Below are 25,300 nucleotides of genomic sequence, written 5' to 3'. Positions count from 1 at the left end.
ACTCCCCAGGATGCAGGCCAAGAAGCAGGACACATAGCCGCAAGCATGCACCGCCCGATCGCCTACAATCTCGTCCGATCCGTTTTCAGCGCCTTGAACCGTTCGCCGCGCGGCGTCGACAGGATCGATTTCGGCTATATTTCCTATCTCTTCGAGCACTGGCCCAAGGACTGCTTCGGCGTGCTGCCGACGCCATGGGGCATGCGTTTCTATCCGCGCGACAGGGTCTTACGGGGCAGAGACTATCTGGCGGCGAACTGGCGCGAACTCGCGCCGCATGGCGAAGAGCCCGCGATGAAGCGTCTTGAGGCCGCCTGCGCGCTGGATGAAACCGCCGTTCCCTCACCGCCTTCGACACTGCGTCCGCCAAACATTGCCGGCTATGGCAGGGCTCTGCGGCTCGTGTTCGGAGAGGGAATCGCCATGGGCCGACCGGTCCGCAGCCTGCCGCCCGGTTCGATCTATCTCGACATCGGCCAGTACGGCCTGACGCATCCGACGATGCTGCGCTGGCTGGATCAACGGCCAGATGTCGCGCCGGTCTTCATGATCCACGATGTCATTCCACTGCAGATGCCGCATCTGGTGGCAAACAACACGGTCTGGGCCCAGAATGGAGCGATGAACGTCGCAGGTCGCTGGGCCCGCGCGATCCTGACGCCGACGGCGGCGGCGGGAGAAAGCATTCGGGAGGAACTCACGCGCCGGGGACGGCCCGACGTGCCGATCCACCCGGTGGCATTGCCCATCGACGATGTCTTCCACCGCACGAGGGTGGATGAACCGGTGCTCGGCGACAGGCCGTATTTCCTAGTGTGTGGCGCTATCGAGCCGCGCAAGAACCACATGCTGCTGGTGGACGTCTGGAAGCGCATCGCCGCTGCGCAGGGCAGCAGGACGCCCCGTCTGGTGATCGCCGGGTCGCCCGGGCACCGGTCGCAGCGCATTCTGCGCGATATTGCGGCGCAAGAGGGTCTGCGCGGCCACCTCGTCTTCGCATCGGGGCTTTCGACGCCCTCGCTTGCCCGTGTGATGGCGGGAGCCCGCGCCGTGCTGATGCCCTCCTTCGCCGAAGGCTACGGCCTGCCGCCGGTGGAAGCGATCACCCTCGGCACGCCGGCGGTCCTGTCCGATATTGCGGCCCATCGCGAGGCCGCGGGTGACGCCGGCCTCTACGCGGCTCCCGATGACGTTCCGGCATGGACAGCGCTGGTGGAGGGACTGACGACGGAGACGCCGCTGCGCGCCGAAGCGCTTTCCCGCGTTGCACGCCACCGGCCCAATGACTGGCGCAGCTACATGAACCACGTCACCGAGGTGCTGGCTCAGATCGAGTGATCGACCGGGATGCCGAGGCGGCGGGCGTCATCGAGGCGCGGCGGCGGCAGGATATCGCAGCCTTCGCCGCCGACCCGCCGCTGGCAAACGCGGCGCACGATCTCCTCGACGGCGACGCTCCGGCCCTGCGGATGATAGAATGAGCCCTTGACCTGTATCCGGTCGGCCAACAGGCGCACGAAGGCATCGAGCAGCGCCTGGTCGATCGCACCGGGTTCCTGCCAGAAGCCGTCGAGGCCGCCCTGATGGGTCAGGCCGGGCATGTCGTAGATCGCGATCCCCAGCGTCTTCGTCGGGCATCCGGCACGCAGCGCGTGAAGCCCGACGGTCGAGTTGACGACGATGCATCCGCGCGCGATCGCCAGCAGTCGATGGAGATCGCCGCCATCGATGAGCAGCGTCCTGTCGGCAACGCCATGACGCGTCGCCGCCGCCGTCATGCGCTTCTTCCAGTTTTCCCAGCCGTTGTCATAGGGGTGCTGCTTCAGGACGAGCAGGGCATCCGCGGGTGCATGCGCCGCGAAGGACGCGATCACGTCTTCCATCATCGTCCCGATATGCCGGAAGGGCGAATTTGAATGAATCTGATGATCGCCCTGCATCTGCAGGGCCAGCAGAAAGAACGTCCGCCGGCTTGCCTCCAGATCCGCGACGACCTCTTCGGCTTCGCGCGCCCGGCGGTCGGCGCCGATCACATGAGGGATCCCGGCAAGATACTCGAACCACGGGTGATAGTAGTGGCCGTGACGGAAGAAGGGATGAAGAAAGCGCAAGGCTTCGGAAATGCTGTGGTGGGAGATTTCGGAAATGACCTCGCGCCAATAGCCATGCCGGTAGCGGACGGTCAGATCCGGTGCCGGAAGACAGTCCGCATGCCTGAGGATTTCGTCGGGATCCTTCGGGAAACGGGAATAGACGCCCATGCCGCCGATCTCGACCGTCAGCCAGTCGGGGCGCAGGTAGCCGTTCTCGATGACGACGGGCTGGACGCCGAGATCCCGCGCCACCCGCTGTGCCACGATATGGTAGGGGTGGCGGTCGGCATAGTAGATGAGGTCCGTGATCCCGTGCCGGCGCATGTAGTCCGCGAGGAAGTCCTTCCAGCGCGACAGCGTGCCCCAATAGACGGTGCCCCCGCGCCAGCGCCACCAAAGCACATCGCCGCTTGAAAACAGGATCTTGTGCGTCGCGTGGCCGGCGTCTTCGAAGCCCCTGGCCAGTTCCCGCCAAAGGGGGCTCGTCGGTCCAAGGAGAAAGAGAACCCGCCGGCAATCGTCCATATATCGTCCCCGGAGCCTTGAGGCGACATCGGTTTGGTGACCGCCGTATCCCATCCGCACACGAACGCGATGGATGCGCAGTCGTTCGACCGGTCATCCGGAGCGTCCATGGAAGGCTCGCCGGCAAACGGCCAAGTCTTCAAGGTGCCTTACGGACGGACGGCGCGCCGGACCCTCAATCCGTGCTTGAAGGTCCTTCCCCGACCGGAGTGGATCCGGCCATTGTTTCATTTGGTAACAGCCGACTATTGCCGGGGCATGACAGACGGGAGGAAGACAAGGCGATGGGATGTGCGCTGGCCCAGGCGGTCGCGGCCGTCGTCTGATCGGAGCGGTGCCCGTCCGGCGCAAGCGCGCCCGAGCGCTGTGAGACAGTCCTCACAAGCGCGGGCAAAGCAGCAAGATGGGGGATTCAAGAATGGTACAGTTGCCCGGGCTCGAACCGGGGACCTTCGGAGCCACAATCCGACGCTCTAACCAACTGAGCTACAACTGCCCGAAAACGAGGCGGAACCTAGTGGCATGCGTGACGGTTTGCAAGCCCTTCGATCATGCGGTGCCCAAGAATTTGGACCGGGGCCTTCGGCGGCCCCGCCCGATCGCCCGGGCCGACCGTAAAATCCGTGTAATTCCGCCGGTTGCCGGCAAGCCGCATAACAAAAACGGCGCACCGAAGCACGCCGTCTTTTCTTCATGTGCCTGCCGGGACAGGACGAATCTCGCGTCCGCCCTCAGGCGGCCTTGACGTCCTTCATCACCTTCTCGAAGGCGCCCTTGACTGGCTCAGCCGCGTCGTTGGCGAACTTCGACAGGAGCTCCTGCATTTCCTTGGTGCTGGCCGTCGCCAGTTCGAACTGCTCGCGGGCATAGGCGCTCTGCAGGGCGATCACGTCGGACACCGTCTTCGCGCCCATCATCTCGGTGAAGAGCTTGAAGGTCGCATCGGACGAGGCCTTGGCGGTCTCGAGGGCCTTGCCGTTGATCGACATGAAGCCGCTACGGGTCAACTCGAGCTGGTCTTCCATCAGATCGGTCGCCTCTTCGGCGGCCATGCGCATCTTCTCGTAGCCGTCCTTGACCTGCTTGACGGACTTCTCCGTCATGTCGCGGAAGGCTTCGGGCATTTCGACTTTGGGCATTTCAAACTTGGGCATGGAAAATACCTCGAACGTTTCTGCTGTCTTCGGGGCCGCTTTCGGTGCGCGGGCACGGGGGGCCGGGGCTGCCGGGGCGGGGGTCTTTTCGGCGTCGGTCATCTACATCTCCTTCGACTCCGGCCAATGTCGCGTCGCTCCGACCGGCCGGGAAACCAGAGTTCGCGAAGGACGATCAACGCTCCCTCGCCGCGGAGAGGCCTCAGAGGCCGCCGCATCTCGACGCAAAGCACGAACCTCGACGCAAGAACGTCTGGCTACTCTGGATCACGAGAGAACTCTGCCGAAGCTAAGGGCCAACTGGCCGACTTGCGCATCGACACGTCATCGCACTCCTTGTCGCAGGCAGAGTATTAGATGATTTTCTGCTGCAATGCAATATTAATGTTGCAGCGCACAAAAAGACAGAACGACAACGTCGCCACCCTCGCGCAGCAAGGGATAACGATCTGTCCAAACTCATGATTTCAGGCAAAGACCAACTTGCCAACGCACCCGCAAGGCTGGTTTCGCCCCACGTAACCTGCAGCAAAAGCCTCGATATCCGCATTCATACTCAGAAGCCGGGATTTCGGGACAACCTCTTCATCCACCCCGGTTCACCAATCCCGGCCGCTTCCGGTTTTCTGCCCGAAGAGCCGTTGCCCACAGCCAGCGAGATCACTTCTCGAAGGGCTTGCTCATGTCCTGAGCGGTCTTGACGGCCTGTTCGCCAAAGCTTCGCGCCTGCGAGCCGAGCCGCTGCATCTGATCCTGGACGAATTTTTGCTGGATTTCCATGACCTCCTGCGGCGTCTGCGCCTTGGTCATGGCCTCCACCAGCGAGAAGGATGCCTCGACCGCCTGTTCGGCGAAGTCCATCGAACCACGCCCGATGCCGCGCATGTGGCCCTGCAGGGTCGATGAACTGTTGTCGAGCGTTTCGAGCGACTTGCCGGCCATGGACAGGGCCTCGTCAACGGCCTGGCGCGCCTGCTGCAACGTCTTTTCGGCGGCGGTGCGCATCTGCTCGTTGATTTCAGGTTCCGGTGTTCCCGTCGGCTTCTTCACCATGACGTACCCTCCCGCTGAGTTTTCCCCGCCGTATCCAATCATGGACCGCTTTCACTATGACGCCCCATACCTTTGTGCCGCAAGGGGTTTCATGGCGCGCAAATCCGCCGCTGTTAACTTTTCGGCAATATTGCGCGCCCGGCAGCGTGCGGAAAACTGGCGTGGAAAACCGATCCGGGATATTAAAGAAGCATTAAGCATCAGCTTCCCGGTGGCTGCGGAAGGCACCGCCTTCCGGGGATCGGATTCGTCGAAAATTCCTTGCCGCGACTCGCATGCCTGCCCTACGGGACGCCGGCGCCGAACGTGGACCAATGCCGGAGAGACGCCCTCATGGTCGAACGCTCGGATCAGTTCCGCACGCTCAACTCAGATGCGGCCCTGGTTCCCTTGAAGTCGAACGTTCGCCCCGCTTTCGTTCTTGACCGCACGGGACGGCGCGTGCTGTGGGCCAACGCGGCCGGACTGTCGTTTCATGGCGTCGAGACCCTGACCGATCTGGCCAACCAGACCTTTTCACCGGACCAGCCCTTCGTCACCCGCGCGGGCCTGCTTGCCGGCAATCTGGCGGAAGGAGCGGCGCGCCTTGAGAAGCTGCGCTTTCCGGGCCGCTTCCGGGCCATGCCTTACACCTGCCAGGTCAAGTCCCTGAAGCTGGCGGCGCCGGACGGATCGGCGCAAAAGGCCCTGCTTGTCACGATGCTCGACGGCCCGGCATTTGGCGGCAGCGCGGCAGAGGCGGAAAACCGTCTGGCGACGTTCCTTGCGACCGATAGCGTGCCCGAAACCTGGCCGGATGCGGCCGCCGCCATTTTGCCCGAAGACGAGAGTGCCGCAATCGATGTGGTACCGGCCGTCGACGAGGCTCCGGCCGACATCGGTGGGACCGAAGCAACGGTGGAAGTGGCTCCCGACGTCGATGAGCCTGCCGCGGAGGTCCCCGCTCAGATCATCGAGGCCGGCGACATCGACGCCCCCGCGGAAGCGGCAGCCGAAGACGCCGCCGCATTCGCCAGTGGCGCCATGCCGGCAGAAGAGACCGCTGTGCCCGCGTCGACCGAGATGGTCGATGCCGAGGCATCCGGCCCAGCCGACGTCGCCGACGTTTCCCTTGCCGAGGCGGACCAGTTCACCGGCGACGAAGACGCTCAGGACATCGCCATCGAAGTGGCAGCAGCCACTCTTTCGGACGACGCACTGCCTTTCAGTGTCGACAACGTGGCGGACGACCTCGGCGGCCATGCGCAACCGGACGAGCAGCCCGCGGCGGAGATTCTCCCGTCGGAGGCCTCGGCGCCCGTCGAGGCCGAGGACCGTATCGGGGAGACCGTCGAGGCCGAGCTTCCGGCCGAGAACGCAGCGGAGCAGATCGCCGAGGACAGCGCATTCGAGGCCGCGCCGGAGGCTGAAAGCCCGGTCCTGGAGCCTGTCGAAGGTCTGGACGATGCCGAGACCGCGGCCGCGCTTGCCGCCGAGGCGGACCAGGTCGCCGACATACCTTCTGAAGACGTTGCGCCGACGGACGACACCGGGACGGGCGCCGTGGATGCCGGCGGTCTGGAGACTGCTTCCTCTGCCCCCTTTGCCTTCGCCGCCCACGACCGGCCCGTCCGCTTCGTCTTCGAACTCGATGAGGCCACCCGCTTCGGCTTCGTGTCACCCGAGCTTGCCGAAACGATCGGCCCCCTCGCGAGCCCGTCCCTCGGCGAGAGCTGGGACGAGGCGGCGGAGCGCCTGAGGCTCGATGCGGAGGGCAAGGTCACCAAGGCCCTCGGGCGGCGCGACACCTTCACGGGTGCGACCGTCCGCTGGCCGGTCCAGGATGCCGATTTCGCCGTCACCGTCGGTCTTTCCGGCATGCCGGTCTTCGGCCGTGATCGCAGCTTCCGTGGCTACCGCGGCTTCGGCATTTGCCGGACCGGCGAGACATTCGCGACCGATGGCGTGATCGTTCCGACGACGATCCCGGCAACGACGCCTGAAACAACGGAGCCCGAAGCGGCCGAGAACCTGGTAGACGAGGCCGGCAGCGCGCTGGCGGAGATCGCAAGCCCGACTGACGCCGCCGACATGACGAGCGAGGCATCCGAAGCCATCGCACAGCAGGACCTCGCCATGTCCGAGGAGTTGGCCGTCGACGAGACGCCGGCTCCGGAGGCATTCGTGTCGGCCGAGTCGATAGAAGAAGACGCGCCCGCAGAAGTGGCTGGCGCCGAGACGGAGGAAACCGGGCAGGCCGTCGTCGACGAGATTGCGCCTGAGACCGTCGCCGAACTCGACGCTTCCAACGAGGCCGCGAGTGCGGACGAAGCCATGAGTGCGACCGAAGGCATGGTCGAGGCACTGCCGCCCGACGTCGTCTTCGCGCCCGACGAGGCAGTCGAGGACATTACGCTCACTCCCGAGGACCCCGCGACATCCGAACCGGCGTCCCTGATCGGGACCGCCGACACGGAGGCTGCCGCAGCGACCGACGAGGGCATCGGTGCACCGGCAAGCGATGCCGACGATGCGCCGGACATGCCTCAGCCCGCTGCTGGAGGCGAGAGCGCCACCTCGACACAGCCGGACTTTTTCCTCGGCTCGATGCCGATCAGCCTTGACGATGCGCGATCGGCAATCCGTGCCGCCGGCAAAGGCAATGCCGGTGAAAGCGACACTGGAACCCCTGTGGAAACTGTGAGTGTGGTGCCGGGCGACGCGCCGGAAGAACGGCCGGCGGACGGGGAGGCAACCTCCTCCGCACCGGAGGCTGACGCTTCCGCTGACAGCCGCCCGTCCGCCGTCGAGAGCGACGACGACGCGCGTGGTGCCCCGGCCCCCGCGAGCACCAGCACGCCGGCCGTGACCGCGGCAAGGCCTGCTCTCGTCCAGCAGCAAGCTCCCTCGGCAAAGGTCATCCCCTCGCCGATGATCGCCCGCCCCGTGCCCGTGCCGATGACGGACGGCAAGCAACTGTCGCGTCCGGAGCGCGAGGCCTTCCGGCAGATCGCCGAGGCACTCGGAGCCCGCTACGAAGGCCCGACCGGGGAAGACGAGGCGCCCGCGCCGACGCAACGCGCCACCGGCTACACGACCACGACGGTCGCAAGGAATGCCCGCGCCGCCAATGCCCCTTCCGGTGCGACGCTCGACGTCTCCGTCATCGAACGCCTGCCGGTTGCGCTGGCGATCTTCAAGGACGGCAACCTGATCTCGATGAACAGCGCCTTCCTCGCGCTGTGCGGCTATGACAGCCGGGCCGACTTCGAGGCTGCCGGCGGCATCGACGCGGTGATCACCGACGACGTGTTCACGACCGCCGGCAACCCGATCAAGCTGCGGGTCGCCAAGAACCAGGAAATCGCCGTCAATGTGACGATCCACAAGATCCAGCACAATGGCGCGCCGGCCTCCATGATGGTCTTCGACCGGCGGGCTTCTTCCGCCGAGGCCAACGGCGAGAAGGCTGTCGAAGCCCCGGCCCCCTCGCCTGTTGCGCCCACCGCCGAGGCCTCGCAGGACAGTGCCAGCGAGGCCCTGCTCCAGCGCACCCTCGACGCGGAAACGCGCATCGGCGAACTCGACGCCATCCTCGACACGGCGACCGACGGCGTGCTGGTGATCGACGGTCAGGGCGAGATCCTGAACTGCAACCGCTCGGCGGAAGCCCTCTTCGGTCAGGAGAAGGCCAACATCATCGGCCGCCGCCTCGTCGACATCCTCGCGCCGGAGAGCCATCGCAGCGCGCTCGACTATCTCGACGGGCTGGCCCGCAATGGCGTGGCGAGCGTGCTCAACGACGGGCGCGAGGTCATCGGCACCGTCGGCAGCGGCGGCTACATTCCGCTGTTCATGACCATGGGCCGGGTCGGCGCCGACAAGTTCTGCGCGGTGCTGCGCGACATCACCCACTGGAAGCGCGTTGAGGAGGAACTGACCTCGGCCAAGCGGCAGGCAGAAACGGCCTCCTCGCAGAAGTCGGAATTCCTGGCCAAGATGAGCCATGAAATCCGCACGCCGCTCAACGCCATCATCGGCTTCTCCGAGGTGATGATGGAAGAGCGGTTCGGCCCGGTCGGAAACGAGCGCTACAAGGAATACCTGCGCGACATCCGCCTTTCCGGCACCCATATCATGAGCCTCGTCAACGATCTGCTCGATCTGTCCAAAATCGAGGCCGGCAAAATGGACCTCTCCTTCACCGCCGTCTCGATCAACGACATCCTGCGTGATTGCGTGGCGCTGATGCAGCCGCAGGCCAACCGCGAGCGCATCATCATCCGCACCAGCCTTTCCAGCACCGTGCCGCATGTCGTCGCCGACGAGCGTTCGGTCCGTCAGATCGTGCTGAACCTCCTCTCCAACGCCATCAAGTTCACGCCCCAGAGCGGACAGGTGATCGTCTCGACGATCTACGACGACACGGGGGAAGTGGCCGTGCGTGTGCGCGACACCGGCGATGGCATGAGCGCGGCCGAAATCCAGAAGGCGCTGGAGCCCTTCCGTCAGTTGCACACCGCGCGCAGCGGATCCGGCACCGGGCTCGGGCTGCCGCTGACCAAGGCGCTCGTCGAAGCCAACCGCGCGCATTTCCGCATCGAGAGCGCGCCTGGACAGGGAACGCTCGTGGAGATCACCTTCCCGTCGACGCGGGTGCTGGCGGAATAGGTCATCGGGCGCGGCGAGATCGCGCCCGATCTTTCAAGCCGGGCGAGCCATTTTCCGGGTCTGTCCGGCCGCGTTTTCGCCTGCCGGAATGACCAGGCCGGGAAAAGCGGGTCCCGATCCCGGGGCTGCCGCGCCCCGCCCTACGCAATTCTGCTGAAGCCCGGGCAAACCGCTGAAAAACATGACTATTTCAGCGCAGTTTTGGACGATTCCAAAACAAGTCATTGAAATCAAAGCCAAAAGAATTGACAGCCCCTTGCCCCTTCCTATAGTTCCCGAGAGATGGCGCACGGCTGGAGGCCACGCGCCGATGACCCGATGACAGGGCCTTGAACCCTGCCGATTGGAGAAAACGCGTGATGAAGATTGCCAGCCTTGCGACGTTCGCCAGCCTCATCTGCTGGAGCGCCGCTCCCGCCCTTGCCGCCGAGCCGGGCGAAGTCAATATCTACACGAGCCGGGAGCCCGGCCTGATCCAGCCCCTGCTGCAGGAGTTCACCAAGGAGACCGGCATCCGCGTCAACACGGTCTTCGTCAAGGAAGGCCTCGCCCAGCGCGTTGCGGCCGAGGGCGAGAACTCGCCGGCCGACCTTCTGTCCGTGGTCGACTACGGCAATCTCATGGAGTTCGTCGACCGCGGCCTGACCCAGCCGGTGCATCAGGAAGAGCTCGACGACGCGGTGCCCGCCAACCTTCGCGACAAGGATGGACAGTGGTTCGCCTTTTCCATGCGCGCGCGGGTGATCTACGTCTCGAAGGACCGCGTCGACGCGACCGCGATGACCTATGAGGACCTCGCCGATCCGAAGTGGAAGGGCAAGGTCTGCATCCGCTCGGGCCAGCATCCCTACAACACCTCCCTTATCGCCGCGATGATCGCCAAGGACGGCGAGGACGCCACGCGGACTTGGCTCGAAGGCGTGAAGGCGAACCTTGCGCGCACGCCCGGCGGCGGCGACCGCGACGTCGCCCGCGATATCCTGGCCGGCATCTGCGATGTCGGCGTCGGCAACTCCTACTATGTCGGCCTGATGCGTTCGGGCGCGGGCGGCGAGGAGCAGAAGGCCTGGGGCAACGCCATCCGCGTGATCCTTCCGACCTTCAAGGACGGGCTTGGCACGCATGTGAACGTCTCCGGTATCGCGATGGCGAAGCACGCCCCCAACCGCGAGAACGCGCTGGCACTGCTCGACTTCATGGCCTCGGACGAGGCGCAGAAGCTCTATGCGGAGAGCAACTTCGAATATCCGGTCAAACCCGGCGCGCCGGTCGATCCGCTCATCGCCGAACTCGGCGACCTCAAGATCGATCCGCTTCCGCTCACCGACATCGGCGCCCACCGCAAGGACGCCAGCCTGATGGTCGACGAAGTGGGCTTCGACAACTGAGACCGGAGTGGGGGCTGCCGCAGACAGTGACCGCAAGCCGCGCGCCATGACCGCCGCCTCCCCCGCCTCTTCCTCATCCGCAAGGCCCGGCGCCCGCTATCCGGCGCCGCGCTCGCGGATGGGGTTTCTCGGCGCCCTGACAATCTGCGTGATCGCGCTGGTCGCGTTGCCCGTCGCGGGGCTCGTCTACTTTGCCCTTCAGGGCTCCGGAGATCTCTGGCCGCATCTCATTCGCAACGTCATTCCGGTGGCGGTGAGGACCAGCGTCCTGCTGCTCCTCGGCGTCGGAGCCATGGTGGCCTGCATCGGTGTCGGGGCTGCCTGGCTGATCGCCAACTTCCGCTTTCCCGGCCGTCGCATCCTGGAATGGGCCCTGCTGCTGCCGCTCGCCGTGCCCAGCTACATCGTCGCCTACGCCTATCTCGACGTGATGCATCCGGTGGGACCGGTGCAGTCGACGATCAGGGCGATCCTCGGCATCACCAATCCGCGTGATCTCTGGTTCCCGGAGATCCGCTCCCTCGGCGGGGCGATCGTCCTGCTCGGCTTCGTCCTCTACCCTTATGTCTACCTCCCGGTCCGGGCGCTCTTCATGATGCAGTCGCCGACGGTGATCGAGGTGGCGCGCACCCTCGGCGCCGGACCGGCCCGCAGTTTCTTTTCCGTGGCGCTGCCGCTGGCCCGGCCGGCCATCGCGGTCGGCACGTCGCTGGCGCTCATGGAGGCGCTGAACGACATCGGCGCTTCGGAATTCCTCGGCGTGCGCACGCTGACCGTCGCCATCTACACGACTTGGGTCACGCGCTCCTCCATCGAGGGCGCGGCGCAGATCGCGCTCCTGATGCTGACGATCGTGCTCCTGCTGATCTTCGTCGAGCACGCCGCCCGGGAGCGGCAGCGCTTCGTGGGACGGGCCGGCCGGCAGCACCAGATCGTGCCGGCGGATCTTCACGGCTGGAGAGGACTGCTCGCGACGGCCGCCTGCGCCCTGCCCGTTTTTCTCGGCTTCGGCATTCCGGCGAGCTACCTCGTCTATGCCGCCTGGCATCGTTTCACCGAATTCGGGCTACCGGCGGACCTTGGCATCTGGATCGGGAACACGATGGCGGCGGCGGTGGCGGCAACGGTCGTGACGATCGTTCTGGGGCTGGTGCTCGGCTATGCGCAGCGCTTCTCGCGCTCGCCCAATGCCCGGACCTTCGTGCGCCTTGCCGGAATCGGCTACACGATCCCGGGGACCGTGCTGGCGGTGGGCCTGCTCGTCCCGCTCGCCAGCTTCGACAATGTCGTCGCCGACTTCTTCCGCGATCATTTCGACATCCGCACCGGCCTCATCCTTTCGGGCAGCGGCGGCGCGCTGGTGCTCGCCTATGTCATCCGCTTCCTCGCCATCTCCTTCGGCAGCATCGAGGCCGGCCTTGCCAAGGTCAGCCCCAGCCTCGACATGGCGGCGCGGTGCCTCGGCGGCGGACATTTCAGGCTGCTGACGCGTATCCATGCCCCGATGCTGGCACCCGCCATCACGGCGGCGGCGCTGCTGGTCTTCGTCGACTGCATGAAGGAATTGCCGATCACGCTGCTGCTGCGCCCGTTCAACTTCGAGACGCTGGCGACCTATGTCTATGGCGAGGCGGCGCGCGGTACCTATGAAGACGGCGCAATCGCGGCGCTGACGATCGTGATCGTTGGCATGATCCCGATCATCTTCCTTGCGCGGTCGAGCTTTCGGGATAGCCGGCAAGGCGCTTCGTCGCGCTCGGGGCGCTGAAACGCAGCGGTTGCGCACTCTGGGTCCGCTTCAATTCGCTCGTTGATGCCCGCCTGCCCATGCACCGCACAATCTAAAAATGCAGAAGGAATTGAAATTACTGTAGTCTCTACCCGGCCGCGTCGCTATCTTTCCCCCGAAGAAGGCACATGGGGGGACATGCGATGCCGGACATTTCACGTGAAGAGATCCTTCACAATCTTCCACCGTTCATTGTGGCACCCGGCGGGACAGACTGGCTTCTGGTCGGCCTGGCGATTGCTCTGTTCGCCGGACTGCTTTTCCTGGGGAATCTCTACTTCACGATCCATTCCCTTCCGGAGAAGCTGGCGCACGGAACCAGCCCGGCCCAGCTCCAGCTGGTCGGCATCCTCGCCCTTCTCGCCTTGTTCACCCACAACAATCTCTTCTGGGTGATCGCCCTGCTGCTCGCGGCGATCAAGTTCCCCGATTTCACCACGCCCCTCCAGTCGATCGCTGACTCGCTTGCCCGGCAGGCCGCCACCGACGCTCCGGCTGTCGCGACGGTCCAGGCGGCTGACGGCGTCACCGTCGTCGTCGTCGAAGAAGCGCCCGTCGCGCAGGCCGACCCCGCTCCGGTGGAGGGTAACGACCGTGTTTGAGTTCCTTCTCTGCTCGATGATCACCATCCTGCCGGATTATCTCTACCGGCGCCGTGTCCAGAAGAAGGAGTGGGGACGCGAACTGACGCTCTTCTCGATCTGGTACGAATTGCGCTGGGGCCTCAGCGCCTGCGCCCTCCTGACGATCTGCATCCTGACGGTCGTCTTCTACTACCATCCCTCGACCTCCAACGTGGCGTCGGCCTTCCGTACCGTCACGATCCTTCCGGAAAGCGGCGGGCGGGTCGCAGAGGTCGCCGTGCAAAACAACCAGCGGGTCGAGGCGGGGCAACTACTCTTCCGGCTCGACGATTCCCTGCAGCGCGCCGCCGCCGAGACGGCCCAGCGGCAGGTGGAGGAAATCGACGCCTCGATCACTGTCGCGCAGTCCGAGCTTGCCTCGGCGGACGGTCTGGTGACCGAGGCCGAGGGCGCTCTGGAACAGGCCCGCAGCGAGCTTCGCCGCGCCGAGGATCTCGTCAGCCGCAACAGCAGCGTGGTCAGCCAGAGCGAGGTCGACCGGCTGCGCAACCAGCTTGCCAGCCGCGAGGGTTCGCTCAACGCGGCCATCGCCAACAAGGCCGCCGTCGAGGCCAAGATCACCACGCTCCTGCCAGCGCAGAAGGCGAGCGCCGAGGCGGCGCTGGATCAGGCGAACATCGCGCTTGCCAAGACAAGGGTCTATGCCGGCGTCAGCGGAACTCTGGAGCAGTTCGCACTTCAGCCCGGCGACTATGTCAGTGCCATCATGCGGCCCGCTGGCCTTCTCGTGCCGGACTTTGCGGGACGGGGACGTTTCGTTGCGGGATTCGAGCAGATTTCGACGCAGGTCCTCAAGCCGGGGATGGTTGCCGAGATCTCTTGCGCGTCCAAACCCTTCACGGTCATCCCGATGGTCATCACGCAGATCCAGGACGTCATCGCGACGGGTCAGGTCCGTCCGACCGATCAACTGCTGGATTCGCGGGTCAGACAGGCTCCCGGCACCATCACGGTCTACATGGAGCCGCTGTTCGAGGGGACGACGGACGACATTCCTCCCGGCAGCCAGTGTCTGGGAAATGCCTATACCAGCCACCACGCCCAGCTGGCGTCGGGCGATGCCGACTTCCTGACGTCCCTCGTCTACCACACGATCGACACGGTGGGCGTCGTCCATGCAGCCGGTCTGCGGCTGAGGTCCCTGTTCATGCCCTTCCAGATCCTGGTGTTTTCAGGCCACTAAGGGCGGAGGCCATCGTGGGTGGGGCCGGCATCGGTCCTTCCCGAAATTCGGGAACCTGTCCGGTGTCGATTACAGGGAACGGCCACGAGGGCAAGCGCCCTCGGGTCGGCTCGCGCGCCCACAGGAACATGACGCGTTTTCGCCGGCTTACCGATCCCAGTAGGCCGGCGACAGCACGACCACCACCACGATGATTTCGAGACGCCCGAGCAGCATGCAGAAGCTCAGGACCCATTTGGCAAGGTCCGGCAGGGAGGAATAGTTGCCGGACGGCCCGACGATCGGTCCGATGCCGGGGCCGACGTTGGCCACCGCCTGGGCGACCGCCGAGAAGGACGTGACGAAGTCGATCCCCGTCGCCGAGACCACCAGCGTGAAGACGCCGACCGCCATCAGCGTCATGAAGACAAAAGCGCCGATGGATCGCAGGATTTCATCCTCGACGACGCGCTCGTTGTAGGTCACGCGCACGACGCGGCGCGGCTGGATGCGGGTCAGCAACTGTCCGCGCATCATGCGCAGCATCATCAGCAGGCGGAAGGCCTTGATGCCGCCGGCCGTCGACCCGGTACAGCCGCCGAAGAGCGTGATCATCATGAACATCGTCTCGGGGAACGGCCCCCAGCGGGTGTAGTCCTCGCTGGCAAAGCCCGTCGTCGTGATGACCGAGATGACGTTGAAGATCGTCGACCAGATGATCCGGATCGGCTCCTCGCCGGGATCAGCGATGATGCGCCAGAGCGCGATCGACAGCACGATGATGCCGATCATCTTCAGGAAGAAGATCGTCTGTTCGTCGCGGAGGAACAGGCCGGGACGGCCGTGGAAGATCTGCAGCATGTTGGTGAAGGTCAGGCCGCCGAGCAGCATCACGACCGCCAGCACCATCTCGACATAGGTGCTCTGGAACCAGCCTACGGAAGCCGTGTGCGAGGAGAAGCCGCCGGTGGCGATTGCCGCGAAGGAGTGGACCACGGCGTCGAAGAAGTTGACGCCGCCAAGCAGGAGCAGCAGCACGCTGAGCGCGGTGATGCTGAGGTAGAGGATGGCGATCTGGCGAACCATGTCGACGATGCGGGCAGTCGCCTTGTTGCCGACGTCGGAGCTTTCCATCTTGAAAAGCTGCATGCCTGAAATCCGCAGGAACGGCAGCAGCACGATGCCCATCGCGATCACGCCGAGGCCGCCGACCCAGTTGAGCAGCGCCCGCCACATCAGGAGGCCCGGCGCGAGGCCGTCGATGTCGTCGATGATGCTCGCACCCGTCGTCGTGATGCCCGAGACCGATTCGAAGAAGGCGTCGGCGAAGGAAAAGCCGTAGTGCGAGAAATAGAAGGGCAGCGAGCCGACAAGGCTGAGAAAGAGCCATGACATGACGGTCAGCATGAAGCCCTGGCGCAGCGAGAGCTGCAGCGGCGCGCCCCAGTTGGCCGTCGCAAGCAGGCTGCCACAACCCATGACCAGCATGGCGGCGATGACGAAGGTCTGCCAGTCGGGGTTTTGCGCGGCGAGATCCACCAGGGCGCAGAGCAGCAGCAGCGGGCCGAAGGTGGACGTCAGGACGCCAACAACGAAAAAGATGGGCCGAAAATCGATGACCAAATGTTTGTTCCCGAACGGGCCGGTGCTGCCGGCAGGTCAGGACCAGTCTTAGTGCATTGCAGCAGGATTGTCAGTCTCCCGCACGCCACACCTCGGGCGAAGGAGGCCTGCCGCGTGGTGACAACCAACCTGCCGCAACGCAGCGGTGCGCCATTCAGCGGTCGGCGAGCGCGAGCTTGACGCCGAGCAGCACGAAAACGCCGGCAAAGCACCGGTTCATCCAGGTGAGAATGCGCGGACGGGACATGAGCCAGGTCCTGATCCAGGCCGCGAAGACACCGTAGCCGACGAAGACGACGAAGGTCATCGCCATGAAGACGGCACTCATCTCCAGCATCGCTGCGAGGGCGTGCGGTTCCTGCGGACTGATGAACTGGGGCAGAAAGGCAAAGAAGAAGATCGAGAGCTTCGGGTTCAGCACGTTGACCAGAATGCCGGTGACAATGATGTCGCCGGCGGATTTGCGCGGCGGCTGCTCGTCAATCACCAGCGCGCCGCGCTCGCGGATCATCGACCAGGCGAGATAGAGCAGGTAGAGGACGCCGACGATCTTCAGCGACTGGAAGGCCAGTGCGCTGGTGTGAAGCAGCGCGGCCAGCCCGGTCACCGCCGCGACCATGTGCGGCACGATCCCGAGGGTGCAGGCGAAGGCCGCGACCACGCTGATCCGGGCGCCGCGGGAGAGACCCGCGGCGAGCGTATAGAGCACGCCCGTGCCGGGCGCGATGACGATCACGAGGGACGTCAGAAGGAATTCGAGGGTCATCGACTGTCTCGCTCACTCTTCGGATGCCGCATGATCGCTATCCCGAAGCATTCCGCCACCCGATTTGCCGATTCACCCTTCGGGACGCCTTTCTTCAGGGCGTTGCCGCGGCCAGACGTTCCGCCCGCTGACGCTCCACCTCGGCGCGCTTGGTCATGATCGACGTCAGGATGACGCCCAATGTGACGATCCCGACGAGGATCGTGGAGATGGCGTTGATCTCCGGCGTCACGCCGAGGCGCACCTGGCTGTAGATTTTCATCGGCAGCGTCGTCGCCCCCGGTCCCGACGCGAAGCTGGAGATCACCAGATCGTCGAGCGAGAGGGTTAGCGCCAGCATCCAGCCCGCCACCACCGCCGGCAGGATGAGCGGCAGGGTGATCTGGAAGAAGGTCTTCACCGGCGGGCAGCCGAGATCCTGCGCCGCCTCCTCCATGGACCGGTCGAAGGTGACGAGGCGCGACTGCACCACGACGGCCACGTAGCAGAGCGAGAAGGTGATGTGGGCGATCAGCACCGTCCAGAAGCCGCGAGCGAAATCCATGGCGACGAAGAGCAGCAGCAGCGACAGGCCGGTGATGACGTCCGGCATGACGAGCGGCGCGTAGATCATGCCGGAAAAGAGGGTCCGGCCCGGAAAGCGCGTGAAGCGGTTGAGCGCCAGAGCCCCCAGCGTTCCGAGGACGGTGGCGCAGGTGGCCGACAGGAGGCCGATGCGGACCGTGACCCAGGCCGCGTCCATGAGCCCCTGGTTGTTCCACATCTCCACATACCATTTGGTCGAAAAGCCGGCCCAGACGGTGACGAGCTTCGACTCGTTGAAGGAGAAGATGATGAGCAGAATGATCGGCAGATAGAGAAAGGCGAAGCCGAAGGTAAGGGACGTGGTGTTGAACCACGACAGACGGGAGTTCATCGGCCGGCCTCCTGCGACTTGGCGACGTGGTTCTGGAAGAGAACGATCGGGACCACAAGGATCAACAGGAGGATGACCGCCACGGCGGCCGACAGCGGCCAGTCGCGGTTGGAGAAGAACTCCACCCAGAGCGTCCGGCCGATCATCAGCGTTCCGGACCCGCCGAGCAGATCGGGAATGACGAATTCGCCCATGATCGGAATGAAGCAGAGGAAGGAGCCCGCGATCACGCCGGGCATCGACAGCGGAAAGGTGATGACCCAGAAGGTCTTGATCGGCCGGCAACCGAGATCCTGGGCCGCCTCGAGCAAGGTGCCGTCGAGCTTTTCGAGCGCCGAATAGAGCGGCAGCACCATGAAGGGCAGATAGGAATAGACGATGCCGATGTAGACCGCCCATTCGGTGTTGAAGATGCGGACCTGCTCATCGGGGCCGAAGATGTGGAGCCATTGCAGGGCGACAGTCAGCAGTCCCTCCGGCTTCAGGATCCCGATCCAGGCGTAGACGCGGATGAGGAAGGAGGTCCAGAAGGGCAGGATCATCATCATGAGCAGCGTCGGCCGGATCGTCGACGGCGCCCGGGCCATGGCGTAGGCGACCGGATAGCCGATCAGCAGAAGGATAACCGTCGAGACGACGGCGATCCTCAGGCTCGACAGATAGGCGCGGATGTAGAGATCGTCGCTCAGGAGCCAGCTGTAGTTGTCGAAGCTCAGTTGGCCGATCTTCGCCCAGAAGCCGGTGAAGCCGTCAAAGGCCGGGGTATACGGCGGCATCGCGATTGCCGTCGTCGAAAACGACATCTTGAAGATGATCAGGAACGGCGCCAGGAAAAAAACGAGCAGCCAGACATAGGGAACGGCGACGACGAGATACTTGCTGTAGCGGCTCGGCGCGCCCTTGGGGGTATCGGCGGATGACATCGGCGCCTCCCTTGTCAGGATGTCAGCACAAGGCCGGCATCGCGCGACCAGGTGAGCCAGACCTTGTCATGCCAGGTGATCGGGCGCTCCACGACACGCGAAACGTTGGTCATGGTGGCCTTGACGACGGCGCCATTGTCCAGCTTGACGTGGTAGATCGACACATCGCCAAGATAGCCGATGTCCCAGATCTCGCCCTGGAGGGCGTTGACATCCGTGACAGGCGGCGCATCGAGGGACAGACGCATCTTTTCGGGTCTGATGGCAAAGAAGACGCTGTCGCCGACGGCGGCCGGGCAATCGCGTTCGACCTCGATCGCCGTGCCGAGCCCCTGTGCCGCGAGCCGCGTGAGCCCAGGCTCCGTGCGTTCGACGCCGGCGTTGAGAATATTGATATTGCCGATGAAGTCGGCGACGTAGCGGGTGTTGGGTTCCTCGTAGATCTCTGCCGGCGTCGCCACCTGCTTGATCCGTCCCTTGTCCATGACCGCGATCCGGTCGGCAAGGGTCATCGCCTCTTCCTGGTCATGGGTGACGATGACGAAGGTGAGACCGAGTTCATACTGGATGTCGGTCAATTCGAACTGGGTTTCCTCGCGCAGCTTCTTGTCGAGGGCGCCGAGCGGCTCGTCCAGCAGCAGCACCTTGGGACGCTTGGCGAGCGAGCGGGCGAGCGCGACGCGCTGGCGCTGGCCGCCCGACATCTGATGCGGCTTGCGCTTGGCGAAGGGCTCCAGCTTGACGAGCTTGAGCATCTCCTGCACCCGGGCCTCGATCTCGCCCTTGGGCAGCTTGTCCTGCTTCAGACCGAAGGCGATGTTCTGCGTCACGTCCATATGAGGAAACAGCGCATAGGACTGGAACATCATGTTGGTGGAGCGGCGATAGGGCGGGATGCCGGCGAGATCCTGACCATCCAGCGTGATCTGGCCTTCGGTCGGGTCCTCGAAGCCGGCCAGCATCCGCATGAGAGTGGTCTTGCCGCAGCCGGACGGGCCGAGAAGGGCGAAAAACTCGCGCTCGTAGATCTTGAGGTCGAGATTGTCGACGGCGACGAAGTCCCCGAAGCGCTTGGTGATGCCGCGATAGTGGATGTACGGCTTTGCTCCCGGATCGTTCCACGGCGCAAAGGATCTCTTCACCGGTCCAAGTGTCTTCGACATCTGCCCCTCGACTGCGTTCTTCCCGGGAAATGCCGGCCAGCGTTGCGGCCGTCCCTCTCCCGCCCCGGAAATGCCGACGCCCGGAATTTCGGTTCCGGGCGTCGTTGCTGTTCAGATCAGGAACCGGTTTTCACGGCGGTCCATGTGCGGGTCAGCACCCGCTGCGACTTCGGATCCCAAGGCGACGTCGTGTAGAGCTTGTCCAGCGTTGCCTCGTCGGGGTAGATCGCCGGGTCGTCGAGAACCTCCTTGTCGACAAACTCCTGCGAGTCGAGGCTGCCGTTGGCATAGAAGACGTAGTTGGAATTCGCCGCGGCGACCTTCGGGTCCATCATGTAGTTGATGAAGGCCATGGCCTCTTCCGGATGAGGGGCATCGGCCGGAACCGCCATGTTGTCGAACCACATCAGCGCGCCTTCCTTCGGGATCGAGTAGTTGACCTCGACACCGTTGTTCGCCTCGGCCGCGCGGTCGCGGGCCTGGAGGACGTCGCCGGACCAGCCCAGCGCCAGGCAGATGTCGCCGTTGGCGAGCGCGTTGATGTATTCGGACGAATTGAACTTCTGGATATAGGGACGGATCGCCTTCAGCGCCTCGCCAGCGGCCTCGACGTCGGCCGTTTCATGCGAATCCGGATCCTTGCCGAGATAGGCGAGCGCCGCCGGGATGGTCTCCTCGGGCGCATCGAGCATCATGATGCCGCAAGCGGAAAACTTCTTGGCGAGTTCCGGATCGAAGATCATCGCCAGGCTGTTGACCGGCGCGTCGGGCATGATCTCCTTGATCTTGCCGACGTTGTAGCCGATGCCGGTGGTGCCCCACATGTAGTTTTCGGCATATTCGCCGGTCGGATCGTATTTCTTCAGGCGATCGGAAATCTGCGGCCACTGATGCTTGGCATTCGGCAGCTTGGACATGTCGAGCTTCTGGAAGACGCCGGCCTGGATCTGGCGGGCGAGGAAGGTGCCCGTCGGCACCACGACGTCATAGCCCGTGCCGCCGGCCAGCAGCTTGGTCTCCAGGACCTCGTTGGAATCGAAGACGTCGTAGACGACCTTGATGCCGGTTTCCTTCTCGAAGTTGGCGATCGTGTCCTCGCCGATATAGTCCGACCAGTTGTAGACGTTGACGACCTTGTCGGCCGCCGTCGCGGCGGACGCAAGGAGGGTTGCGCCCATCAGGGCTCCGACGCCCATCAGAAGTGCTGATTTCAGGGGAAGACGCATGCCTGTTCACCTCTTTTCTTCGGCAACTCGCGGGGGGATGCGATTGCCGTCCTTCGTTTTTGCCCAGCCGCAGCTTCCGCAAAAGCCGGTCCGGGCCCCTGCCAAAAACATGACTCTCCGATCACCGCAATTCAGGCACGTTCCCGTCAAGGCGAGCCCCGCGCCCGAGTGTGCCAGACCATGATCGTCCGCGATATCTCCTGTCACTGCGTCCACCCGCAGCCATGCCGCGAAAGATCAGGCTCCCAACCGGAGATGCCCATTCAATAGGCACGATTAAGGGGGCATCTTTCAATCCCCCCCGAGCGATTTTTTTGAACGACGCGGCGATCCTTTCGTCAAAGGAACGTCGAGCGCTCCAACGGCGAAATCTCCTCCAGGAAGGCCTGCATTTCCGCCCGCTTGACCGTGGCGAAGAGCTTTCGGAACTCGACGCCGAAGGCTTTGCGGACGAAATCGGACCGCTCGAAATGACGGATCGCCTCGTCCATGGTCGCGGGCAGCGCCGGCACGGGTGCCTCGTAGGCGTTGAGGTCGACCGGCGGCGGCGGATTGGCCTCGCGCTCCAGACCGTCAGCCATGGCATTGAGGACAGCGGCGAGCACGAGATAGGGATTGGCATCCGCGCCGGCGAGACGATGCTCCACCCGCCGGGCGTGAGGCTCGGACGCCGGCACACGAACCGCAACGGAACGGTTGTTGTGGCCCCAGGAGGCACGGGTCGGCGCGTAGGAACCGGGCTGCAATCGCCGAAAGCCGTTCCATGTCGGGATGAACAGCAGCGTGGAGGCGACCATCGCCTCGACGAGCCCCGCCACCGAACGGCCGAGCCGCCGCTCGCCGTCGCCCGCCGCGGCAAAGATATTGCGCCCTTCCCTGTCGAGCAGCGACACGTGGACATGCATGCCGTTGCCGTTCCGGTCCATGAAGGGCTTGGCCATGAAGGTGGCCTTGAGGCCATGGCGGCGCGCCGTCTCGACGATCAGGCGCCGCAGCATGATGGCATCGTCGGCAGCAGCAAATGCATCGCCGCGGTGCTTGAGATTGACCTCGAACTGGCCGGGCGCGCCTTCCGACACGATGGTGTCCACCGGCAGGCCCTGCGCCATGCCGGCGGTCCTGATTTCGGTGAAGAGATCATTGTAGGCGGCAAGGTCGGAAAGCCCGTAGACATTCTCGCGCGCTGGACCGCCAACGCCCGAGAAGACACTGGCGAGCCCGCCATCGGGCGGCGATGCGGCATTCGGGTCGAGCAGGTAGAACTCCAGCTCGAAGGCCGCGACGGCCTTGAGGCCAAGCCTGGCGAGTCGGTCCACGGCGAACCGCAACTGCTGGCGCGGGTCGCCCTCGAAAGGCCGCCCGCCCTCGGTCAGCATGGTCAGGATCGCCTGCGCCGTCGGACGTCGCGCCCAGGGCACGAGACGCAGCGTTCCCGGCGCCAGAGGGCAGTATCCGTCGCGGTCGCCGGTCTCCACATGCAATCCGATATCGGGAACCTCCCGGCCCCAGACATCGAGGCCGAAGACGGACAGCGGGAAGTTCAGGCCGACTGTCGCCGCCTTCGCAAGGCTTTGGGGCGGGCCCCACTTGCCGCGCGCGACACCATTGAGATCGGACAGCAGATATTCGACACCCTCGACATCGGGATGCGCTCTCAGGAAGCGCGTCACCTCGTCGTCGAGAGGGTTGTCGGTCAGGGCGCGGCCCATGCGGCCTCCCCTGTGCGGTCGCTCGCGCCAACTCTCCGTGGCCGTCCGCCGGGACCGTCATTCCGGTCAAGTCCTGGCGTCCTGGCCGCCACGGTCCGCGCGCCTTGCTGCGCCTCAGGCCATCTCAAGATGAACTCCCCTTGAAATTACGCGAGGTATGTGATCACAAATAATTCGCACCGGCAATCTTCTTTTGCGGATCGATCACAGCATGACAGCGCGGCAGGATATCGCGGAGCAGGAGCGGACGGCGCAGGACGGGGCGGACCGATCCCCGGACGACGGCGCGACGCTGGCCGGCCCGCTTCGGCCCAATGCGCGCGACAAGATCAGCCTGGCGCTACGCGAAGCCCTCATCACCGGCGCCATCCAGCCCGGCCGGCCGATGACCCTGCGCGGACTTGCCGAGGAACTCGGCACCAGCCCGATGCCGGTTCGGGAGGCGATCCGAGGCCTTGCCGCCGAAAAGGCGCTGGAAATCTCGTCCAGCGGCCGGATCACGGTCCCCCGGATGACGCCGGAGAAATTCTCGGAAATCCTCAAGGCCCGCTCGCTGCTGGAACCGGAAGTCGCGGTCCTTGCCCTCCCCCACCTCACCCGAAATGACGTGCGAAGACTTCAGTCGATCGATGACCGGATCGACGCGAGCCTCGGCAATGGCGATGTCGCCGGCTACATGCGGCTCAACCACGCCTTCCATTTCGCCATCTACGACGCCGCCCGGTCGGACGTGCTTGAGCCCCTGATCAAGAGCCTCTGGTTGCAGTTCGGGCCATTCATGCGCATGGTCTACGGACGGGTCGGTACCGCGGCGCTCGTCGACCATCACAAGCTGGCCGTCGACGCCATCGCCCGCAACGATGCGAACGGACTGCACATGGCGATCCGCCTCGACATTGCCGAAGGCATGCGGCTGATCGGCGAGAGCATCGGAGCGGACGAGCAAGGCCCCCTGCCGGACGCGGTTTGACATTCGGCAGATTTGTGATCACAAATGACGCGCCATGATCGCCGGGCAACAGGCCCGCGTCGTGACTGGCCAAGAAAGAACCCCGGGAAACGAGCCCCTCCATGAGCAGAAAATCCGTCCGCCAGCAGAAGATAGCCTCCGAAACCAACACCGAGGGCGGGGCTGCTGCGGTCGACAGCCTGCGCGGCGTCGACACTCTGGAAGAAGCCAAGGCCTGGCTGGCGGCCCGCAATATCGAGGACATCGAATGCGTCGTGCCGGATCAGGCGGGCGTTGCGCGCGGCAAGCTGATGCCGACGGACAAGTTCTTTTCCGGCCCCGTCATGTCGCTGCCGGCCTCGCTTTTCGCGCAGACGATCACGGGCGAGCTTCCCGCCGAGGACGACGACTTCCAGTATGACCCGACCGACGGCGACATCATGCTGCGGCCGGACTATTCGACCCTCTCCATCGTGCCGTGGGCGTCCGATCCGACGGCGCAGCTCATCCACGACGCCTATACCCGCGACGGACGGCCGATCGAGATCGCGCCGCGACAGCTTCTGAAACGCATCCTCAATCTCTACGAGCGCAACGGCTGGACGCCGATCGTCGCGCCGGAGATGGAGTTCTATCTGGTCAAGCCCAATCCCGATCCGGACTATCCGCTGGAGCCGCCGGTCGGGCGCTCGGGCAGGCCGGAGTCCGGCCGCCAGTCCTATTCGATCCAGGCGGTCAACGAGTTCGACGACCTCTTCGACGACATCTACGACTTCTCGGAAGCCCAGGGGCTGGAGATCGATACGCTGATCCACGAGGAAGGCGCGGCGCAGATGGAGATCAACCTGCGCCATGGCGATCCGGTGCAACTCGCCGACCAGGTCTTCCTCCTGAAGCGCACGATCCGCGAGGCCGCGCTCAATCACAAAATGTATGCAACATTCATGGCAAAGCCGATGTCACGCGAGCCGGGCTCGGCCATGCACGTGCATCAGTCGATCGTGGATTCGGAGACGGGCAAGAACATCTTCTCCGACGAGGAAGGCAACCCGTCGCCGGCCTTCTTCTCCTTCATCGCCGGGCAGCAGAAGTATCTGCCCGCGGTGATGTGCATGCTGGCGCCCTATGTGAACTCCTACCGGCGCCTTGCCCGCAACACGGCCGCCCCCATCAATGTGCACTGGGGCTACGACAACCGCACCGTGGGCATCCGCGTGCCGAATTCGGGAGCGCAGGCGCGGCGCGTGGAAAACCGCGTCCCCTCCTCCGACTCCAATCCCTATCTCGCCATGGCCGCCTCGCTCGCCTGCGGCTATCTCGGCATCGAGAACGGCCTGACGCCGGAAGACCCGATCGACGGCTCGGCGCGCGGCCTGCCGCACTCTCTGCCGCGCGGCCTCCTGGAGGCGGTGGCGCTCTTCGAGGAAACGGACGAACTGGTCGACATCTTCGGCAAGTCCTTCGTCCATACCTACCGCGCGATCAAGCAGACGGAATACGAGACCTTCATGCGGGTCATCTCGTCCTGGGAGCGGGAGTATCTGCTGCTGAGTGTCTGATGGGGCCG

At 64.6% G+C, this 25,300-nt stretch carries 18 protein-coding genes and 1 tRNA gene; 8 read left to right on the top strand and 11 right to left on the bottom strand.

Features of this window, described 5'->3' with window-relative positions; all coding sequences use genetic code 11:
- The first annotated feature begins 45 nt into the window (after window positions 1-45).
- A complete protein-coding gene (locus HDIA_RS04765; RefSeq protein WP_099554858.1) occupies window positions 46-1,338 on the top strand; it encodes a glycosyltransferase family 4 protein in 1,293 nt (430 codons plus the stop codon).
- On the opposite strand, the gene HDIA_RS04760 is transcribed toward HDIA_RS04765, so the two are convergent.
- The 4 genes from HDIA_RS04760 to HDIA_RS04745 all read right to left on the bottom strand — a co-directional run bounded on the left by HDIA_RS04760 (window position 1,326) and on the right by HDIA_RS04745 (window position 4,825).
- Window positions 1,326-2,618: a capsule biosynthesis protein gene (locus tag HDIA_RS04760; protein ID WP_157775311.1), complete on the bottom strand. Its 1,293-nt coding sequence runs from the start codon at window positions 2,616-2,618 to the stop codon at window positions 1,326-1,328. The two genes, HDIA_RS04765 and HDIA_RS04760, sit on opposite strands and share 13 nt — an antisense overlap.
- A gap of 419 nt (window positions 2,619-3,037) precedes the next feature.
- Window positions 3,038-3,114, bottom strand: a tRNA-His gene (locus HDIA_RS04755).
- Between the two features lie 235 nt (window positions 3,115-3,349).
- Window positions 3,350-3,772 (bottom strand): phasin family protein, encoded by a 423-nt coding sequence (locus HDIA_RS04750; RefSeq protein ID WP_157775309.1) that lies wholly within the window; start codon window positions 3,770-3,772, stop codon window positions 3,350-3,352.
- Between the two features lie 660 nt (window positions 3,773-4,432).
- The gene (locus HDIA_RS04745; RefSeq protein WP_157775307.1) at window positions 4,433-4,825 is read right to left on the bottom strand and encodes a phasin family protein; all 393 of its coding nucleotides are present in this window, start codon (window positions 4,823-4,825) and stop codon (window positions 4,433-4,435) included.
- 333 nt (window positions 4,826-5,158) lie between these two features.
- Between HDIA_RS04745 and HDIA_RS25745 the strand changes: the two genes are divergently transcribed.
- From HDIA_RS25745 to HDIA_RS04720, 5 genes are all read left to right on the top strand, one after another.
- Window positions 5,159-9,475 (top strand): ATP-binding protein, encoded by a 4,317-nt coding sequence (locus tag HDIA_RS25745; RefSeq protein WP_099554850.1) that lies wholly within the window; start codon window positions 5,159-5,161, stop codon window positions 9,473-9,475.
- A gap of 356 nt (window positions 9,476-9,831) precedes the next feature.
- Entirely contained in the window at window positions 9,832-10,863 is a 1,032-nt protein-coding gene (locus tag HDIA_RS04735) for a Fe(3+) ABC transporter substrate-binding protein (protein WP_245884166.1), read from the top strand.
- Between the two features lie 118 nt (window positions 10,864-10,981).
- The gene (locus tag HDIA_RS04730) at window positions 10,982-12,631 is read left to right on the top strand and encodes an ABC transporter permease (protein WP_099554846.1); all 1,650 of its coding nucleotides are present in this window, start codon (window positions 10,982-10,984) and stop codon (window positions 12,629-12,631) included.
- Between the two features lie 164 nt (window positions 12,632-12,795).
- Window positions 12,796-13,254: a hypothetical protein gene (locus HDIA_RS04725; protein ID WP_157775305.1), complete on the top strand. Its 459-nt coding sequence runs from the start codon at window positions 12,796-12,798 to the stop codon at window positions 13,252-13,254.
- Window positions 13,247-14,479, top strand: coding sequence for an HlyD family secretion protein (locus HDIA_RS04720; RefSeq protein ID WP_099554842.1), 1,233 nt, complete (start codon window positions 13,247-13,249; stop codon window positions 14,477-14,479). Before HDIA_RS04725 ends, HDIA_RS04720 begins: the two co-directional genes overlap by 8 nt.
- A 147-nt stretch (window positions 14,480-14,626) precedes the next feature.
- Here the strand turns inward: HDIA_RS04720 and HDIA_RS04715 are convergent, their stop codons facing one another.
- The 7 genes from HDIA_RS04715 to HDIA_RS04685 all read right to left on the bottom strand — a co-directional run bounded on the left by HDIA_RS04715 (window position 14,627) and on the right by HDIA_RS04685 (window position 22,784).
- Window positions 14,627-16,081, bottom strand: coding sequence for a TrkH family potassium uptake protein (locus HDIA_RS04715; protein ID WP_099554840.1), 1,455 nt, complete (start codon window positions 16,079-16,081; stop codon window positions 14,627-14,629).
- 154 nt (window positions 16,082-16,235) lie between these two features.
- Window positions 16,236-16,847: a LysE family translocator gene (locus tag HDIA_RS04710; protein WP_099554838.1), complete on the bottom strand. Its 612-nt coding sequence runs from the start codon at window positions 16,845-16,847 to the stop codon at window positions 16,236-16,238.
- A 94-nt stretch (window positions 16,848-16,941) separates the two neighbouring features.
- On the bottom strand, window positions 16,942-17,763 hold the full coding sequence (locus tag HDIA_RS04705; protein WP_099554836.1) for an ABC transporter permease: 822 nt from the start codon (window positions 17,761-17,763) through the stop codon (window positions 16,942-16,944).
- On the bottom strand, window positions 17,760-18,686 hold the full coding sequence (locus HDIA_RS04700) for an ABC transporter permease subunit (protein WP_099554835.1): 927 nt from the start codon (window positions 18,684-18,686) through the stop codon (window positions 17,760-17,762). The genes HDIA_RS04705 and HDIA_RS04700 overlap by 4 nt, the downstream gene beginning before the upstream one ends.
- Before the next feature lie 14 nt (window positions 18,687-18,700).
- A complete protein-coding gene (locus HDIA_RS04695) occupies window positions 18,701-19,849 on the bottom strand; it encodes an ABC transporter ATP-binding protein (protein ID WP_099554833.1) in 1,149 nt (382 codons plus the stop codon).
- Window positions 19,850-19,965: 116 nt separating this feature from the next.
- Window positions 19,966-21,075 (bottom strand): polyamine ABC transporter substrate-binding protein, encoded by a 1,110-nt coding sequence (locus HDIA_RS04690; protein WP_099554830.1) that lies wholly within the window; start codon window positions 21,073-21,075, stop codon window positions 19,966-19,968.
- Between the two features lie 338 nt (window positions 21,076-21,413).
- Window positions 21,414-22,784, bottom strand: a complete 1,371-nt coding sequence (locus HDIA_RS04685; RefSeq protein WP_099554829.1) for a glutamine synthetase family protein — start codon at window positions 22,782-22,784, stop codon at window positions 21,414-21,416.
- A gap of 211 nt (window positions 22,785-22,995) precedes the next feature.
- Between HDIA_RS04685 and HDIA_RS04680 the strand changes: the two genes are divergently transcribed.
- Both HDIA_RS04680 and HDIA_RS04675 read left to right on the top strand, forming a co-directional pair.
- A complete protein-coding gene (locus tag HDIA_RS04680) occupies window positions 22,996-23,754 on the top strand; it encodes a GntR family transcriptional regulator (protein ID WP_099554827.1) in 759 nt (252 codons plus the stop codon).
- Window positions 23,755-23,855: 101 nt separating this feature from the next.
- Window positions 23,856-25,292, top strand: a complete 1,437-nt coding sequence (locus tag HDIA_RS04675; protein WP_099554825.1) for a glutamine synthetase family protein — start codon at window positions 23,856-23,858, stop codon at window positions 25,290-25,292.
- The last annotated feature ends 8 nt before the right edge of the window (window positions 25,293-25,300 follow it).

The organism is Hartmannibacter diazotrophicus, from assembly GCF_900231165.1.
Lineage (GTDB): Bacteria > Pseudomonadota > Alphaproteobacteria > Rhizobiales > Pleomorphomonadaceae > Hartmannibacter > Hartmannibacter diazotrophicus.
This window is presented reverse-complemented; position numbering and strand designations above follow the sequence as displayed.